The 17,256-nt window shown below is 72.6% G+C and carries 13 protein-coding genes; all 13 read left to right on the top strand.

What is annotated here, in order from left to right; translation table 11 throughout:
• Window positions 1-1,059 (top strand): AAA family ATPase (locus VF825_RS05515; RefSeq protein ID WP_331110977.1); only part of this gene is annotated, 1,059 nt, incomplete at its 5' end.
• An 89-nt stretch (window positions 1,060-1,148) separates the two neighbouring features.
• Window positions 1,149-1,415, top strand: a complete 267-nt coding sequence (locus VF825_RS05510) for a hypothetical protein (protein WP_331110975.1) — start codon at window positions 1,149-1,151, stop codon at window positions 1,413-1,415.
• 228 nt (window positions 1,416-1,643) lie between these two features.
• Window positions 1,644-4,331, top strand: a complete 2,688-nt coding sequence (locus VF825_RS05505; protein WP_331110973.1) for a hypothetical protein — start codon at window positions 1,644-1,646, stop codon at window positions 4,329-4,331.
• A 133-nt stretch (window positions 4,332-4,464) separates the two neighbouring features.
• Entirely contained in the window at window positions 4,465-5,664 is a 1,200-nt protein-coding gene (ftsY, locus tag VF825_RS05500; RefSeq protein WP_331110971.1) for a signal recognition particle-docking protein FtsY, read from the top strand.
• Window positions 5,665-5,793: 129 nt separating this feature from the next.
• Window positions 5,794-7,179: an ammonium transporter gene (locus VF825_RS05495; protein ID WP_331110969.1), complete on the top strand. Its 1,386-nt coding sequence runs from the start codon at window positions 5,794-5,796 to the stop codon at window positions 7,177-7,179.
• The gene (locus VF825_RS05490) at window positions 7,176-7,514 is read left to right on the top strand and encodes a P-II family nitrogen regulator (RefSeq protein WP_141788990.1); all 339 of its coding nucleotides are present in this window, start codon (window positions 7,176-7,178) and stop codon (window positions 7,512-7,514) included. The genes VF825_RS05495 and VF825_RS05490 overlap by 4 nt, the downstream gene beginning before the upstream one ends.
• A 15-nt stretch (window positions 7,515-7,529) precedes the next feature.
• Window positions 7,530-9,902: a [protein-PII] uridylyltransferase gene (locus VF825_RS05485; RefSeq protein WP_331110966.1), complete on the top strand. Its 2,373-nt coding sequence runs from the start codon at window positions 7,530-7,532 to the stop codon at window positions 9,900-9,902.
• Between the two features lie 9 nt (window positions 9,903-9,911).
• Window positions 9,912-11,537: a signal recognition particle protein gene (gene ffh, locus VF825_RS05480; RefSeq protein ID WP_331110964.1), complete on the top strand. Its 1,626-nt coding sequence runs from the start codon at window positions 9,912-9,914 to the stop codon at window positions 11,535-11,537.
• Window positions 11,538-11,700: 163 nt separating this feature from the next.
• The gene (locus VF825_RS05475; protein ID WP_331110961.1) at window positions 11,701-12,975 is read left to right on the top strand and encodes a serine hydrolase domain-containing protein; all 1,275 of its coding nucleotides are present in this window, start codon (window positions 11,701-11,703) and stop codon (window positions 12,973-12,975) included.
• A gap of 88 nt (window positions 12,976-13,063) precedes the next feature.
• Complete coding sequence (locus tag VF825_RS05470; RefSeq protein WP_331110959.1) at window positions 13,064-14,023, top strand: S1C family serine protease; 960 nt, start codon at window positions 13,064-13,066, stop codon at window positions 14,021-14,023.
• Window positions 14,024-14,097: 74 nt separating this feature from the next.
• The gene (locus tag VF825_RS05465) at window positions 14,098-14,820 is read left to right on the top strand and encodes a flavodoxin family protein (protein WP_331110957.1); all 723 of its coding nucleotides are present in this window, start codon (window positions 14,098-14,100) and stop codon (window positions 14,818-14,820) included.
• Between the two features lie 43 nt (window positions 14,821-14,863).
• Window positions 14,864-15,952, top strand: a complete 1,089-nt coding sequence (locus VF825_RS05460) for an amidohydrolase family protein (RefSeq protein ID WP_331110954.1) — start codon at window positions 14,864-14,866, stop codon at window positions 15,950-15,952.
• Window positions 15,942-17,099 carry a GNAT family N-acetyltransferase gene (locus VF825_RS05455; protein ID WP_331110952.1) on the top strand — a complete coding sequence of 386 codons (1,158 nt, stop codon included), beginning with the start codon at window positions 15,942-15,944 and terminating at the stop codon, window positions 17,097-17,099. Before VF825_RS05460 ends, VF825_RS05455 begins: the two co-directional genes overlap by 11 nt.
• Window positions 17,100-17,256 lie beyond the last annotated feature (157 nt).

Raw genomic sequence — 17,256 nt, 5'->3', positions numbered from 1 at the left:
CGGCGCCGGCGCCAGGCCACGGTGGCCGAGGCGGTGCGCCGCGGCGCGGCATACGCGGTCGAGGCGGTGGGCCGCTCGCTGGAGCAGGCCAGCCGCGAGCGGGCCACAGCCGAGCGGGAGCGCACGGAGCGGGACGCGGCCCTGGCGCAGGTGCGTCGCGAGATGGGCACCCTGGGCGACGAGCTGCGCGAGCTGACCGACTCGGTCCACCGTGACGAGGTGGCCCGGGCGCAGCAGCGGCTGCGGATCGAGACCCTGCAGACCAAGGCGGTCGAGGAGCTCGGCATCGACCCCGAGGTGCTCATCGAGGACTTCGGCCCGCACCAGCTGGTGCCGGTGGTCCCCGACCCCGACATGGACCAGGACGAGGCGGACGCGCTGCAGCCGCAGCCCTACGTCCGGGAGGTGCAGGCCAAGCGGCTGCGCTCGGCCGAGCGCAAGCTGGCCCAGCTCGGCCGGGTCAACCCGCTGGCCCTGGAGGAGTTCGCGGCGCTGGAGGAGCGGCACAAGTTCCTCACTGAGCAGCTCGAGGACCTCAAGAGCTCCAAGCGCGACCTGCTCGACATCGTCCGCGAGGTCGACGAGCGCGTCGAGCGGGTCTTCACCGAGGCCTACCACGACACCGCGGCGCAGTTCGAGCGCGTGTTCCAGCGGCTGTTCCCCGGTGGCGAGGGCCGGCTGGTGCTGACCGACCCGGCGAACATGCTCACCACGGGCATCGAGGTCGAGGCCCGCCCGCCGGGCAAGAAGATCAAGCGCCTCTCCCTGCTCTCCGGTGGCGAGCGCTCGCTGACCGCCGTGGCGCTGCTGGTGGCGATCTTCAAGGCGCGCCCCAGCCCCTTCTACATCATGGACGAGGTCGAGGCCGCCCTCGACGACACCAACCTCGGCCGGCTCATCACGCTGTTCGAGGAGCTGCGCGACTCCAGCCAGCTCATCGTCATCACGCACCAGAAGCGCACCATGGAGATCGCCGACGCGCTCTATGGCGTGACCATGCGAGGTGACGGCGTGACGACCGTGGTGTCCCAGCGGATCAGGGACGTCCAACCTGCCTGACCGCGCCCCTTCCGGCGCGTCAGGTGACACCCGTCACAGGGGCACCGGTGGATTTGTCGCGCCACATCAGGCCGGGGCATCGTGGACCCATGGTCGTCCTCATCGTCGGAATGCTGCTGTGCCTGGGTCTCGCTGTGGCAGTCGTCGGCGTGGTGGCCGTGCCGGCCCGCCGGCAGGGGCGCGACATCCTCACCGCCCGCGGCGAGGAGGTCGTGGCGCAGGTCAAGGAGGCGACCGGCACCGCCGTGGAGAAGGCCACCGAGGTCACCCAGGCCGCCGTGGAGAAGACCGGCGAAGCGCTCTCGAGCGCCAAGGACAAGGTCACCGACAGCACGTCCTCCAAGACGCCGGAGTGACGTTCGCGGTGCCGCACCGGCCCGCCGCCCAGCCGGCGCCGCCGAGGGGCCGGTCGCGAAGGTAAAGGTTTCTTCAAGAAACCACTGCTACCACTGCCGATGGTGGCCGGCGTCCGCCTAATGTCCGCAGGTGGTGCCCCGGGACCCCCGGGGCGTTTCGGCGGAGTCGAGAACACGGCTCCGCGCCACCAGGGGGGCAACGCCCCGCCGGGTCTCCCAGGAGGGGACATGCGGACCTCGCTGACCAAGCGACGCAAGATCATTTCCGGCACGCTCGGACTGGCCCTCGTGGCCGGCGCAGTCGGCGGCTACGCCGGACGCTACGAGCTGCGCGAGAAGTGGCTCGAGCACCAGTTCGAGGCGCGGCACTACAACGCCGCCGTGATGGAGAAGGCGCTCATGATCGCCGGCGGCAACCCCGCCGAGGCGCAGAACGAGTCCAAGGAAGCGTTCTCGATCGCCGACGAGTTCACCCAGGCGCGCACCGCGCCCTCGGGGATCGTGGCCCCCGGCGCCTACAGTGCCGCGTTCACCGCCCTGAGCTCCATGTCGCACACCGCCGGAAGCTGGCATGAGGTCACCAAGGTGCCCTACGACGCCGACGACCCGCGCTACCGCGACTGGTACTCCAACTCCTCCGGCGGCGCGGGGCACGTGACCGGCCGCGTCACCGGCCTGGCCGCCGACGCCCTGGGGCACGTCTATGCCGCGGGCGCCAACGGTGGCGTGTGGCGCTCGAGCACCGGCGGCGGGGCGTGGACCCCGATCGCCGACGCGCTGCCCTCGCTCAGCGGCGGCGACCTGCAGCTCGCCGGCGACGGCGCGCTCTGGTACGCCACCGGGGAGGCCAACACCGGCGGCACGTCCTACGTCGGCGCCGGCGTCTACCGCCTGGCGACGCCCGCCGCGGGCTCGTTCTCGCCGAGCGACCGCGTCGGCGGCAAGGAGCTGGAGTCGACCACGATCGGCCGCCTCCGCTGGGGCGGCGGCACGGTGTTCGCCGCCACGAACCGTGGCATCTGGTACCACGACGCCTCGAGCGCCTCCGGTGACTGGAAGCCGGCGTTCTATCCCAACCCGGACTGGATGCCGCAGATCACCGACGACGCCGGCACCGTCCTCGTCCCGGCCGGCTCGCAGTGGAAGGGGGACTCGGCCTCCGGCCCCACCAACGCGGCATACAAGAACATCGTCAACGACATCGCGGTCGACCCGAAGAACCCCAAGCACGTCGTGGCGGCCATCGGCTGGCGCTCGGGCGACACCTACAACGGGTTCTACGAGACGCAGGACTTCACCAAGGGCCCGTCGAGCTGGAAGAAGCTGTCGGTCGTCCTCGGCGGCATCAGCAACGGCTCGGACATCGGCTACACGACCTTCGCGTTCAGCAAGGACGGCTCCCGGCTCTACGCGATGGTTCAGGCGCCGAGCAAGATCAACTCCTCCAGCAGCCTGGCCGGCATCTACGTGTCCAAGACGGGCTCGCCGAACGGTCCGTGGAACCAGATCGCCACGTCGCAGCAGCTGCACAACTCCGGCTCCGCCCTGGACCGCAAGGGGTATGCCGTGGGCGTGCAGGCCTGGTACAACCAGTTCCTGCAGGTGGACCCGGCCAACCCCGACCACGTCTGGGCGGGCCTGGAGGAGGTCTTCGAGACCAAGGACGCCGGATCGCACTGGGCGGCCATCGCGCCGTACTGGAACTTCGGCTTCCCGTGCTGGGACATCAGTGACGCCAAGAACACCTGCCCGATGGCGCCGCACTCCGACCAGCACTCGGTCACGGTCGGCACGGCCGGCGGCAGCCCCGTGGTCTTCATCGGCAACGACGGCGGCATCTACCGGCGCCCGGTCAACGGCACCAACAACGCCAACGGCAACGGCACCGACTGGAAGTCCATGACCGAGGACGGGACCATGGACGCCCTGCAGTACTACTCGGTCTCGGTGGGCAAGGACACCACGAACGGTGGCGTCGTCGTCTCCGGCGGCCTGCAGGACAACGGCGTCTCCAACCTGTTCGCCGTCAAGCCCGACGGCACCAACGGCGACACCACCATGGGCTCCAACTTCGGTGGTGACGGCGGCGACGGTGCGGCCGACCCGGCCAACGGGTGCAACCAGCTGCAGGAGTACGTCAACCTCGACATCAAGATCACGAACAACTGCGCGCTCAACAAGGGCGCCCTCAGCGCGGACCAGGCGAGCTCGTGGAGCCTCAACCCGGGTGACCCCTCGCCGCGCTTCATCGCCCCGATCGCCGTGGACTCCCAGGACTCCAAGGGGTTCATCACCGGTGGCCGCTACGTCTACACCTCGGACAAGGGCTGGGGCATGCGCAGCGCCGACGAGTGGACCAAGGCGTTCGACCTCGGTGCCGGGCACTCGGCCACCGCGGTGGCGATGCACGGCGGCGTCGGCTACGTCACGTGGTGTGGCCCGTGCAACAACGCCGGGTTCACCCGTGGCCTGGCCACCAACGCCGGCGGTTCGTGGCACGCGGTGACGCTGCCGGACGCGGTCCCGAACCGGTTCCTCGCCGGCGTGGGTATCGACCCGACCAACACCCAGCACGCCTACGTCGCGGTCAACGGCTTCTCCCGCCGGTTCACCGAGGGCCCGGGTGCCGGGGTCGGCCACGTCTACGAGACGACCGACGGCGGCGCCACGTGGAGCGACATCTCCGCCAACCTGCCCGACGTGCCCGCCAGCTCGGTCAAGCAGCTGGCGAACGGCGGGCTGGTGCTCGGCACCGACCTGGCGACGTTCTACCGCGCGCCGGGGGCGACCGGCTGGTCCGTGCTCGGCACCGGGCTGCCCACCACCACGGTGATGGACGTCGAGGCCGGGCCGGACGGCAACGTCTACGTGGCCACCCACGGTCGCGGGATCTGGAGCATCGCCGCCCCGCAGTGACCCCTGCACCGGTATGCCGTGTCCCTCACCGTGAGGTGAGGGGCACGGCATACCTGCGTCCGGGGCCGCCCGCCCCGATGGCGCACGTCCGCGCGGGCGTCACACGCCCGCGGTTCTGGGACAATGGTGCGTTGTGAGCCAGACCCAGGAGATCCTCGCCCTCGTCGTCCTCATCGCCCTCGCCGGCGTCGGCCTGCTCGTCGGGCTGCTGCGCAGCCGCGGCGGCAAGGACAAGCAGCTGCCGCCGCAGGCGCCCAGCGCGCCCCCGGTCACGCGGGAGCCCTCCGTCGGTGATGAGTCCGCCCCGCCCCGGGACACGCCCAAGCGGACCGTCGAGTCGACGGCCGGCGTCGACCTGCTCGAGCCGCCCGTGGTCGAGCCGGCGCCGACCCCCACGGTCGAGACGCCCGCGCCCGTGGTCGGCCGGCTGCAGCGGCTGCGCGCCCGCCTGGCCCGCTCCAACTCGGCCATGGGGCAGGGCCTGCTCTTGCTGCTGTCCCGCGGCGGCCTGGACGAGCAGGCATGGGAGGACGTCGAGGACACCCTGCTGACCTCCGACCTCGGGGTCGAGGCCACCACCGAGCTGGTCGACTCGCTGCGCACGCGCGTCAAGGTCGAGGGCGCGACCGACGAGGCCACCGTGCGCGAGTGGCTGCGTGCCGACCTGCTGACCCTGGTCGACCCGGCGATGGACCGCGAGATCGCCTCCTCGCGGGTCGACGGGCGCCCGGCCGTGGTGATGGTCGTCGGCGTCAACGGCACCGGCAAGACCACCACCGTCGGCAAGCTCGCCCGCGTGCTCGTCGCCGAGGACAAGGACGTCGTGCTGGGCGCGGCCGACACGTTCCGCGCCGCCGCCGCGGACCAGCTGCAGACCTGGGGGGAGCGGGTCGGCGTGCCGACCATCCGCTCCGACCGGGACGGCGCCGACCCGGCCGCGGTCGCGTTCGACGCGGTCAAGGGTGCCGCGGAGGCCGAGGCCGACGTGGTCCTCATCGACACCGCCGGCCGGCTGCACAACAAGGTCGGCCTCATGGACGAGCTCGGCAAGGTCAAGCGGGTCATCGAGAAGCAGTCCCCGATCGACGAGGTGCTGCTGGTCCTCGACGCCACCACCGGCCAGAACGGCCTGCGCCAGGCCGAGGTCTTCTCCGAGGTCGTCAACGTCACGGGCATCGTGCTCACCAAGCTCGACGGCACCGCCAAGGGCGGCATCGTCGTGGCCGTGCAGCGCAAGCTGGGCGTGCCGGTCAAGCTGGTGGGCCTCGGCGAGGGCCCGGACGACCTGGCGCCGTTCGACCCCGAGGCCTTCGTCGACGCGCTGATCTCCTGAGGCGTGGCCGCCCGGGGGCCCGAGCTGCCCGCCGGTGTTCACCTGATGCTTACGTGCACGAGGGATCGCTAACACGGCCGTAACACAAGACCGCATCTGGTGAAACGGTCGCTGAGCATCCTCATCGGCATGACAATCGACAGCGGCGACACCGCCTGGGTTCTCGCCAGTGCCGCGCTGGTACTGCTGATGACCCCCGGTCTCGCGTTCTTCTACGGCGGCATGGTCAGGGCCAAGAGCGTCCTGAACATGATGATGATGAGCTTCGGGGCCATGGCGTCGGTCGGCGTCGTCTGGGTCCTCTGGGGCTACAGCGAGGCGTTCGGCAACTCGTGGAACGGCCTCATCGGCAATCCCTTCCAGCACTTCGGGCTGAGCAACCTGCTCAGCAAGGACTCGATCTTCGGCTACGTCGCCGCCTCGAACGGGACGCCGGCCCACGGCGGCATCCCGGCGCTGGCGTTCGTCGCCTTCCAGGCCGTCTTCGCGATCATCACGGTGGCGCTGATCAGCGGCGCCATCGCGGACCGCACCAAGTTCTCCACGTGGATGGTCTTCACCGTGGTCTGGGCCACCATCGTCTACTTCCCGGTCGCCCACTGGGTGTTCGCCTTCGACGGCTACGCGGCGGACAAGGGCGGCTGGATCGCCAACCAGCTCAAGGCGATCGACTTCGCCGGCGGCACCGCGGTCCACATCAACGCCGGCGCCGCCGGCCTGGCCCTGGCGCTGGTGATCGGCAAGCGGGTCGGCTTCCGCAAGGAGCCGATGCGCCCGCACAACCTCACCCTGGTGATGCTCGGCGCCGGCCTGCTGTGGTTCGGCTGGTTCGGCTTCAACGCCGGCTCGGCGCTCGGCGCCAACAACACCGCCGCCGTGACCTGGGTCAACACCATGGTCGCCACGGCCGCCGCCGCCGTCGGCTGGCTCGCCACCGAGCGCTTCCGCGACGGGCACGCCACGTCCCTGGGCGCCGCCTCCGGCATCGTCGCCGGCCTGGTCGCCATCACCCCGTCCTGTTCCGCGGTCACCCCGGTGGGCGCCATCGCGATCGGCGTCATCGCCGGTGTCGTCTGCGCCCTGGCGGTGGGCCTGAAGTTCCGCTTCGGCTTCGACGACAGCCTCGACGTGGTGGGCGTCCACCTTGTCGGCGGCCTCGTCGGCACCCTGGCCATCGGCTTCTTCGCCTCCTCCTCGGCCCCCGCCGGGGTCGACGGCCTCTTCTACGGTGGGGGCGTCGACCAGCTGTGGCGCCAGGCCGTCGGGGCGTTCGCCGTCCTCGCCTTCTCCTTCGTGCTGACCTATGCCATCGGCACGGTCCTGGCGAAGGTGCTCGGCTTCCGGGTCGAGCGCGACGCCGAGGTGGCGGGGATCGACCTCGACCAGCACGCTGAGACGTCGTACGACCTCGGCACCCTCAGCGGCGGCTCCCGCTTCGGCGGCTCGCCGCCGCCCGCAGGCACCCCGGCCGCCACGCCCCAGCCCGCCACGACCAAGCAGGGAGCACCGGCATGAAGCTCGTCACCGCCATCATCAAGCCGCACAAGCTCGAGGAGGTGAAGGAGGCGCTCGAGGCCTTCGGGATCGCCGGCATGACGGTCAGCGAGGCCAGCGGCTACGGCCGCCAGCGCGGCCACAGCGAGGTCTACCGCGGCGCCGAGTACACCGTGGACTTCGTCCCCAAGGTGCGGGTGGAGGTCCTCGTCGACGACGTGGACGCCACCGGGGTCGTCGAGGCGATCCTCAAGTCCGCCCAGACCGGCCGCATCGGCGACGGCAAGATCTGGACCGTTCCCGTTGAGGACGTCGCCCGCGTCCGCACCGGCGAGCGCGGCCCGGACGCGCTGTAGGTCATGGGTCGGGACATGGACCTGACCGCGCAGCGGCTCGACCTGGCCGGCACCCGGAGCTTCGGTGCTCCGGGTGCCGGCCGGCAGCGCCGCACCGCCCTGGCCGAGTTCGCCCGCGACCAGCTGCAGGAGATATGGGAGGAGGGGACCAGGGGCGGCCGGTACGAGGGGGTGGCCCTGGCGGCGGTGGGCAGCCTGGCCCGCGGCGACAGCGGCCCGCTCAGCGACTACGACCTGGTGCTGCTGCACTACGGGCGCTCGCTGTCCGAGGGGGAGGTGACCGAGCTGGCCGACCGCGTCTGGTACCCCATCTGGGACGGCGGGGCCAAGCTCGACCACAGCGTGCGCACGGTCAACCAGTGCCGTCAGGTGGCCGCCGCCGACCTGTCCGCTGCGGTGGGCCTGCTGGACCTGACCTGGGTCGCCGGGGACCGCGAGGTCGTCCAGGCGGCCAGCGCCACCCTGGCGCACGACTGGCGGGCCAACGCCCGCCGCCGGCTGCCCGAGCTGGTCGAGTCCCTGGAGACCCGCCACCGGCGCCACGGCGACCTCGCGCACGTCATCGAGCCGGACCTGAAGGAGGCGCACGGCGGCCTGCGTGACATGACCGTGCTGCGCGCGCTGACCGCCGCCTGGCTGGCGGACCGCCCGCACGGGGCGGTCGACACGGCATACGAGCACCTGCTCGACGTGCGCGACGCGCTGCACGTCGTCACCGGCCGTGGTCGGGACCGACTGACCCGCGAGGAGCACGACGCGGTCGCCGCGCTGCTGGGGGAGCCGGACGCCGACGCGATGCTCACGGGGGTGGCCACCTCCGCGCGGACCATCGCCTTCGCGCTCGATGCGACGGTACGCCGCGCGGGGCAGTCCCAGCGCGCCCGCACCCTGCGCATCGGCCCGCGCCGGCCGCAGCTGAACCCGCTGGGCTACGGCCTGTTCGAGCACGACGGCGAGCTCGTCCTCGGCCCGAGCGTCGACCCGGCCCGCGACCCTCTGCTGGCGCTGCGCGCCGCGGTGCTGGCCGCCCGCAACAACCTGCCCATCTCCCCGGCCACCCTGACCAACCTCGCCGAGCACAGCGCCCCGCTGTCCGAGCCGTGGTCGGTGCTGGCCCGCTCGCTGTTCGCCGACCTGCTCGCCGCCGGTCCGGGCCTCATCCCGGTGTGGGAGGGGCTGGACCTGGCCGGCGTGGTCGAGCGCTGGATCCCGGAGTGGGCCGACGTGCGCAGCCGCCCGCAGCGCAACCCGGTCCACCGGCACACCGTCGACCGGCACCTGGTCGAGACCGTGGTGCAGGCCAAGGCCCTGCTGCGCGACGTCGAGCGCCCCGACCTGCTGCTGCTGGCGGCGCTGCTGCACGACATCGGCAAGGTCGCCGGCGCGCACGACCACTCGACCGTCGGCGCGCCCGTGGCCGCCCGGGTCGCCACCAGGATGGGGCTGCCGCAGCAGGAGGTCGACCTGGTCACCCTGCTGGTGCGCGAGCACCTCACCCTCATCGACCTCGCCACGCGGCGTGACCCGCAGGACCCGCAGACCGTGGCGGCGGTCGTGGACGCCGTCGGCGGCGAGCGCGCGGTGCTGGAGCTGCTGCGCGCGCTCACCGAGGCCGACGCCTGCGCCGCGGGCCCGGCCGCCTGGACCGACTGGAGGGCTCAGTTGCTCGACCGCCTGACCGGGGGAGTGCGCGCCGCGCTGGGTGACGACTCCGCCCGTCCCGTCCCCGACGAGCTCGAAGGGCCGCTGTCCCCGGAGGTCGTCGCCTCCGTCGTGGCCGGCGAGCCGCACGTGGAGGTGACCAGCGTCGGCGGGGTGCACCGTCTCGACGTCTACGACCGCGACCGTCTGGGGCTGTTCGCCGACACGGCGGGCCTGCTCGCCTCGCACGGCCTGGTCGTGCGGACGGCGGTCGTGCGCACCGTGGACGGCATCGCCGCCAACGAGTGGCACGTGGAGTCACCCGGCGGCGACGCGCCCGACGGCGTCGTGCTGGCGCGCGGGCTGTTCCGCCTCGCCCGGGGTGACCGGGCGCCGCTGATGGCGCTGGAGCGCCGCCGCCCGCCGCGCCCGACGGCGAGCGCCCATGCCAGCTCCGGCTCGCCGGGGCAGACCCGGGCGATGGTGGTGCCGCAGGCCTCGCTGGACGCCACCGTGGTCGAGGTCCGCGCCCAGGACCGCCCCGGCCTGCTGCACGACGTCGGGCTGGCCCTGGCCAAGGCCGGCCTGAGCGTGCGCAGCGCCCACATCGCCACCTACGCCGGGCAGACGCTGGACACGTTCTACCTGACCGAGTTCGCCGGTCGGGCCCTTCCGCCGGCCCGTGTGGCGCAGGCCGTGTCGGTCCTGATCGACGCGTGCGACGGGACAGGTGCGCAGGGAAGATAACCTTGCCCGGTGTTCACCAGTCTGTCTGACCGCCTGACCGCGACCTTCAAGAACCTCCGCGGCAAGGGCCGCCTGTCCGAGAGCGACGTCAACGCGACGATCCGCGACATCCGGATGGCCCTGCTCGACGCCGACGTGGCCCTGCCCGTCGTCAAGGAGTTCACCCACGCGGTGCGCGAGCGCGCCCTCGGTGCGGAGGTCAGCGGCGCCCTCAACCCGGCACAGCAGGTCGTCAAGATCGTCAACGACGAGCTCGTCGCGATCCTCGGCGGGCAGACCCGGCGGATCCAGTTCGCCAAGAACCCGCCCACGGTCATCATGCTGGCCGGCCTCCAGGGCTCCGGCAAGACCACGTTCGCCGGCAAGCTGGCCAAGTGGCTCAAGGACCAGGGCCACACCCCGATGCTCGTGGCCGCCGACCTGCAGCGCCCCAACGCGGTGACCCAGCTCCAGGTCGTCGGCGAGCGTGCCGGCGTGCCGGTCTTCGCCCCCGAGCGGGGCAACGTGGCCGGCTACGACGCCGCGGTCGAGTCCGGCGAGGGCACCCGCTCCTTTGGCGACCCGGTCCTCGTGTCTCGCCAGGGCATCGACGAGGCCCGCGCGCGCCAGCACGACGTGGTCATCGTCGACACCGCCGGCCGCCTCGCCATCGACGAGGCGCTGATGCAGCAGGCCGCCGACATCCGTGCGGCGATCACCCCCGACGAGGTCCTGTTCGTCATCGACGCGATGATCGGCCAGGCGGCGGTGGAGACCGCCCAGGCGTTCGCCGAGGGCGTCGACTTCACCGGTGTCGTGCTCGGCAAGCTCGACGGCGACGCCCGTGGTGGTGCCGCGCTGTCGGTCGCCAAGGTCACCGGCCGGCCGATCATGTTCGCCTCCGTGGGTGAGCAGACCAAGGACATCGAGGTCTTCCACCCCGACCGGATGGCCTCGCGCATCCTCGACATGGGTGACGTGCTCACCCTGATCGAGCAGGCCGAGAAGGCCTTCGACCAGCGCCAGGCGCAGGAGATGACGCGGAAGTTCCTCGAGGAGGAGGACTTCACCTTCGACGACTTCCTGCAGCAGATGGCCGCGATCAAGAAGATGGGCTCGCTCAAGCAGATGCTCGGCATGATGCCGGGCATGGGCCAGATGCGCGCCCAGCTCGACTCCCTCGACGAGCGCGAGTTCGACCGGGTCGAGGCCATGGTGCGCTCGATGACCCCGTTCGAGCGCACCCACCCCAAGCAGATCAACGGCTCGCGCCGCGCCCGGATCGCCCGCGGCTCGGGTGTCTCGGTCTCCGAGGTCAACCAGCTGCTCGAGCGCTTCACCCAGGCCCAGAAGATGATGCGCAGCTTGCGCCGCGGCGGTGGGGTCCCCGGCATGCCGGGGATGCCGGGGATGCCGGGCATGGGCGGCGGCAAGAAGGCCGCCAAGGGTCAGCAGCGCAAGAAGGGCAAGAGCGGCAACCCGGCCAAGCGCGCCGCGGAGGAGAAGGCGGCGGCCGAGAAGGCCGCCAACGCCCGGATCAACGCCGCCAACCAGGCCTTCGGTATGCCGGGTGGCCAGGACGACGGCCAGCCCGCCTCAACGGACCCGGCCAACGTGGAGCTGCCCAAGGGCTTCGAGAAGTTCCTCGGCCGCTGACGCGTCGGCCCGGGCCGTGCGGCCCGCGTCCGGTCATCCTGACGCCGGCCGCGTCACGCCTTTAGGGTGATTGACGCCCCTGCGGCGCGGCGACGAGGGTGGTGGGAGCGCCGGGCTGCAGGCACCGCGCCCGGCGTGATCCCTCGGCGCTGGAGCCGTCACCATGGAACGACGCAACGGTCCTGCCTGGACCCGGGTCCGCCTGACCCGGCTGGTCATCGCAGCGGCGCTCGCCCTCGGGGTGGCCGCCGTCCCCATGGTCGCAACCGGTGCGCCACAGGCCGTGCTGGCGCGGGTCACCGGTGCGAGCAGCGCCTGCGACCGCTCCTGCCTCGCGGGGGAGCTGCGTGCCGACCTGCAGGGCTACCTGCAGAAGTACGGCACGGCCGAGCACATCTCGGCGGGCGCCCTCAGCGTCAGCCTGCGCGGCCGGCGCGACAGCATCGACGTGGCTGCCGGGACCACCCGGTTCGGTGGGTCCCGCGCCGTGGACAGCGACAGCGTCTGGCAGATCGGCAGCAACACCAAGGCGTTCACGTCGGTGCTGCTGCTCCAGCTCGAGGCGGAGCACCGTCTGTCCATCAACGACACGCTGGGCCGCTGGCTGCCGCAGTACCCGCAGTGGCGGGGCGTGACCATCAAGCGGCTGCTGAACATGACCAGCGGCATCCCGAACTACACCGAGCAGGCCCCGCTGCTCGCCGAGTACGTGGCACACCCGCACCGGTACGTGTCGGTGCGACACCTCGTCTCCTCGGTGGTCGGCGTCGCCCCGACGACGACCAGCTACCACTACTCCAACACCAACTACGTCCTCGCCGAGATGGTCATCGAGAAGGCGACCGGTCACAGCTACCAGCGCGAGCTCTACTCCCGGCTCATCCGGCCCCTGCACCTGCGCGACCTCTGGTACCGGACCGACGTGTACCCGCGCTCGGTGACCGCCCGGGAGCCCGCCGGGTACTACTTCAGCGACCAGCCCTCGGTGCTGGCGCCGATCAGGGGCAGGGACGTCAGCCGCGACACCCTGTCCTGGGCCCGGGGAGCCGGCGGCATCATCAGCACCACCGCCGACATGATCCGCTGGGAGCGGGCGCTCTACCGCGGCCAGGTGCTGCCGCGCGCACAGCAGGCGGAGCTGCTCAGCCTCATCTCGACACGCACCGGCAAGCCCATCGCGAGCACGTCGCCGAGCGACCCGAGCGGGTTCGGCCTCGGCGTCGCCCAGGCCACCTTCACCGGCTTCGGCACCGTCTGGCTCTACGAGGGCGGCACCCTCGGGTTCCGCACCCTGCACGTCTGGTTCCCCAAGTCCGACCTCCTGGTGGCGATGGGGCTCAACAGCGCTCCCACGCAGGACCACATCGAGGAGCTGGCCATAGCGGCATACAAGACGGTCGTGGCCCACGGCCTCACCACGCCGGCCGCGGCGTCCTGACCGGGCTCGGTCAGCGGCGAGCGGCCGCGTGGAACAGCCCGGGCATGTCCACCGTTTGCACGTGTAACGGTGTAAGCAGGAGTGCGCGATGGACGTCTTCGAGAACCGGTCCGAGCAGGAGGCGCTGGACGCCTACTCGCAGGTTGTCACCGGGGTGGCCGACCGGCTCATCCCCCGGGTGGCCAGCATCCGGGTGCGCCGACGGGTCCGCGGCGGGGAGGCTGAGGCCGGCGGCTCGGCGGTGGTGCTCACCACCGACGGGCACCTGCTGACCAACGCCCACGTCGTCGACGGCGCGACCTCGGGCAGCGCCGAGTTCGCCAGCGGCGTCACCGTCCCGGTCCACGTCGTCGGCTCCGACCCTCTGTCCGACCTGGCCGTGCTGCGCGCCGAGGGGGAGGTGCCCGACCCGCCGGAGTTCGGCAGCGCCGAGCGGCTGCGCGTCGGCACCCTCGTCGTGGCGGTCGGCAACCCGCTCGGCCTGGCCGGCAGCGTGACCGCCGGCGTGGTTAGCGCCCTGGGACGCTCGCTGCCCACCCGCTCCGGCACCGCCAGCCGGATCGTGGAGGACGTCATCCAGACCGACGCGGCGCTCAACCCCGGCAGCTCCGGCGGCGCGCTGGCCGACGCCCGGGCCCGGGTGGTCGGCATCAACACCGCCGTGGCCGGCATCGGGGTCGGCCTGGCCGTGCCGGTCAACGCCACCAGCTGGCGGATCATCGAGGCCCTGCGTGCCGACGGCCGGGTGCGCCGCGCCTACCTGGGCCTGGTCACCACCCCCGCCCCGCTGCCGCCACGGTTCGCCGACGCCACCGGCCAGCGCAGCGCCCTGCGCGTGGTCGAGGTCGTGACCGGCAGCCCGGCCGAGCGGGCGGGGTTGCGCCGCGGTGATCTGCTGCTGGCCGTCGACGGCCAGCCCCTGCGGGACGCCCAGTCGCTGCAACGGCTGCTGTTCGCCGAGGCGGTCGGTCGCCGCACCGAGGTCACCGCGGTGCGCGGCGAGGCGCTGGTGGACGTCGTGGCCGTGCCCGCCCCGCTGGCGGGGTGAGGGCGCGACCCGGCCACCCGGCATACGGCAGCAGACGGTCGCCGGGGCCCGGCGACGGGCGTACCGTCCGGCCCATGAGCCAGGACGGAGACCGCGACTGGGACTTCAGCGGCCTGCGGGCCCTGTACATCAACTGCACCCTCAAGCGCTCGCCCGAGCTCTCGCACACCCAGGGCCTGGTGGACCGCAGCGCGGCGATCATGCGCCAGCACGGCGTGCAGGTCGACCAGATCCGGGCGGTCGACCACGACATCGCCACCGGCGTCTACCCCGACATGACCGAGCACGGCTGGGCCACCGACGAGTGGCCGCAGCTGTGGCCGCGGGTGCAGGCCGCGCACATCCTCGTCGTGGCCGGCCCGATCTGGCTGGGGGACAACTCCAGCGTCACCAAACGGGTGATCGAGCGGCTCTACGCCCAGTCCAGCCAGCTCAACGAGCAGGGACAGTACGCCTTCTACGGCCGGGTCGGCGGGGCGCTGATCACCGGCAACGAGGACGGCGTCAAGCACTGCACGAGCAACATCCTCTACAGCCTGCAGCACCTCGGCTACGTCATCCCGCCGCAGGCCGACGCCGGCTGGATCGGCGAGGTCGGGCCGGGCCCGTCCTACCTCGACCCGGGCTCCGGTGGGCCGGAGAATGACTTCACCAACCGCAACACGACGTTCATGACGTGGAACCTCATGCACCTGGCGAAGATGGTCACCGACGCCGGCGGCATCCCCGCGTGGGGCAACCAGCGCTCGGCGTGGGAGCAGGGGCAGCGCTTCGACTTCAACCCCGAGTACCGCTGACCGCCGCTGCGCACGGGCTCCCGCGGCTGGGTAGGGTCGCGCCATGAGCGCGCCGGTGCTGCACGTCAGGGGACAGGTCCTCGTCGGCCCCGAGGAGGTGCGCGACGAGGTCTGGGTGGTCGACGGCCGCCTGTCGTATGCCGCGCCGCAGCCGGGCGCGGACGTCCAGACCGTCTCCGGCTGGGTCCTGCCGGGGCTGGTCGACGCCCACTGCCACGTCGGCCTGGACGCGCACGGCGCCGTCGACGCCGCCACGAGCGAGGCGCAGGCGCTCGCCGACCGGGAGGCCGGCACGCTGCTGATCCGCGACGCGGGGTCGCCGGCGGACACCCGCTGGATCGACGATCGCGAGGACCTGCCGCGGGTCATCCGGGCCGGCCGGCACATCGCCCGGACCCGGCGCTACATCCGCAACTACGCCCACGAGATCGAGCCCGAGGACCTGGCCGCCTACGTGCGGCAGGAGGCCCGGCGCGGTGATGGCTGGGTCAAGCTGGTGGGGGACTGGATCGAGCGCGACTCCGGCGACCTCGCCCCGTGCTGGCCGCGGGAGGCGCTGGTGACCGCGATCGCCGCGGCCCACGAGGAGGGCGCACGGGTCACCGCGCACTGCTTCGGTGAGGAGTCGCTGCGCGACTTCGCGGCCGCCGGCACCGACTGCATCGAGCACGCCACCGGCCTGGAGCCGGACACCATCGACGCCTTCGCCGCGCAGGGCATCGCCATCGTGCCGACCCTGGTCAACATCGACACCTTCCCCGCCATCGCCGCCTCGGCCGAGGAGAAGTTCCCGCTCTACGCCAAGCACATGCGCGACCTGCACGCCCGCCGCTACGAGACCGTCGCCGCCGCCCACGACGCCGGCATCCCGATCTACCTCGGCACCGACGCCGGGGGGTCGCTGCCGCACGGCCTGGTCGCCGCCGAGGCCGCCGAGCTCGTGCGGGCGGGACTCCCGGCCGAGCAGGCCCTGGAGGCCGCGACCTGGGGTGCGCGCCGCTGGCTCGGCCGGCCGGGGCTGGAGGAGGGCGCCGGGGCCGACCTGGTCGTCTACGCCGCCGACCCGCGCGAGGAGATCGGCGTGCTGGCCCACCCGACCCACGTCGTGCTGCGAGGCCGGGTTGTCGCCTGAGGGCCACGGTCTGCCCGAGCTGCACGCGGTCGGGGAGCGGGTGTGGGTCAGCCCCGTGCGCCGCGAGGACCTCGACCCCTACCGCCGCGCGGTGGAGCGCTCCCGTGACCGCCTGTCCCGCTGGAACCCGGTCAACCCCGACGACCTGGCCACCCACCTCGGGGCCCAGTCCCGCGGCCACCGCACGTTCGTCATCCGGGCCCGCCGGCCCGAGGGTGAGCACGACATCGTCGGCAAGGTCAACGTCACCAACGTGGTCCACGGCCGGTTCCTGTCCGCGGCCATGGGCTACGACGCCTACGACCCGTATGCCGGGCGCGGGCTCTTTGCCGAGGGCATGCGGCTGGTCGTCGGGCTGGCCTTCGCCGCCGAACCGCACGGGATGGGGCTGCACCGGCTCGAGGCGAGCGTCCAGCCGGGCAACGTCGTCTCGGCCGGCCTGCTGCGCTCGGTCGGCTTCCGGCACGAGGGCTACACCCCTCGGATGCTGTGGCTGGCGGACGCCTCGGGTCGGGAGGCCTGGCGCGACCACGACCGCTACGCGATGACCGCCGAGGAGTGGCCGGCCCGGCCCTACGCCCCGCAGCGGCGCCCGCGCCTGGTCGTCCTCGTGGGTGGGGTGCCCGGCTCCGGCAAGACGACGCTGGCGCGTGCCCTCGCCGAGGAGCTCGGGGTGCCGTTGCTGTCGAAGGACATCGTCAAGGAGGCCGTGGCCGACGCGCTGCCGGACGACGTGGTCGCGGTGCACGGCGCGGGCCAGTCTGCCCTCGGGGCAGGTGCCAGCATCGCCCTGTGGCGCCTGCTGGCCCGCTCGCCGGTGGGTGGGGTGGTGGAGAGCTGGTTCTGGCCGCACGACGAACGCCACGTCCGCGCGGGGCTCGCCGAGGCCGGGGTCGACCCGGTGGCCGTGCCCGAGGTGTGGTGCGACGTGCCGGTGCAGCTGGCGCGCCAGCGGTTCGAGGCCAGGGCGGGGGAGCGACACGTCGTCCACGGGCCCCAGTCCGGGCTCGGGTCGTGGTGGGAGAGCGTGGCCGAGGCCGCCCGGCCGCTGGGGGTGGGGCCGGTGCACCGGGTCGACACGTCGGTGCCGGTCAGCGCGGGGCAGGTGGCCCGCCTGGCGCTCGCGGTCCGCGCCGCGGCTGTCTGACCCAGCCCCCTCCGTCGGCGGCGGGTTCCCAGCATCCGAGAAGTAACGTCAGGTTATTTGACTGATAACGCCACGCTATCCAAAATCCTAGTCATGACGTAGGAGAGCCGCGCCTGCCCGCCACCGGCGGTGACGGGCGCGGCATACCGCGGAGTTC

Origin of the sequence: Oryzihumus sp. (assembly GCF_036391795.1) — a bacterium.
Lineage (GTDB): Bacteria > Actinomycetota > Actinomycetes > Actinomycetales > Dermatophilaceae > Oryzihumus.
Note: the sequence above shows the minus strand (reverse complement) of the source record. Positions and strands in the feature narration are given on the sequence as shown.

Bases quoted from the DNA above. Each gene is read 5' to 3' on its own strand.
- VF825_RS05490 (WP_141788990.1), top strand. From the start codon at position 7,176: ATGAAGCTCGTCACCGCCATCATCAAGCCGCACAAGCTCGAGGAGGTG.
- VF825_RS05485 (WP_331110966.1), top strand. From the start codon at position 7,530: ATGGACCTGACCGCGCAGCGGCTCGACCTGGCCGGCACCCGGAGCTTC.
- VF825_RS05465 (WP_331110957.1), top strand. From the start codon at position 14,098: ATGAGCCAGGACGGAGACCGCGACTGGGACTTCAGCGGCCTGCGGGCC.
- VF825_RS05475 (WP_331110961.1), top strand. From the start codon at position 11,701: ATGGAACGACGCAACGGTCCTGCCTGGACCCGGGTCCGCCTGACCCGG.
- VF825_RS05470 (WP_331110959.1), top strand. From the start codon at position 13,064: ATGGACGTCTTCGAGAACCGGTCCGAGCAGGAGGCGCTGGACGCCTAC.
- VF825_RS05495 (WP_331110969.1), top strand. From the start codon at position 5,794: ATGACAATCGACAGCGGCGACACCGCCTGGGTTCTCGCCAGTGCCGCG.
- VF825_RS05510 (WP_331110975.1), top strand. From the start codon at position 1,149: ATGGTCGTCCTCATCGTCGGAATGCTGCTGTGCCTGGGTCTCGCTGTG.
- VF825_RS05505 (WP_331110973.1), top strand. From the start codon at position 1,644: ATGCGGACCTCGCTGACCAAGCGACGCAAGATCATTTCCGGCACGCTC.
- VF825_RS05460 (WP_331110954.1), top strand. From the start codon at position 14,864: ATGAGCGCGCCGGTGCTGCACGTCAGGGGACAGGTCCTCGTCGGCCCC.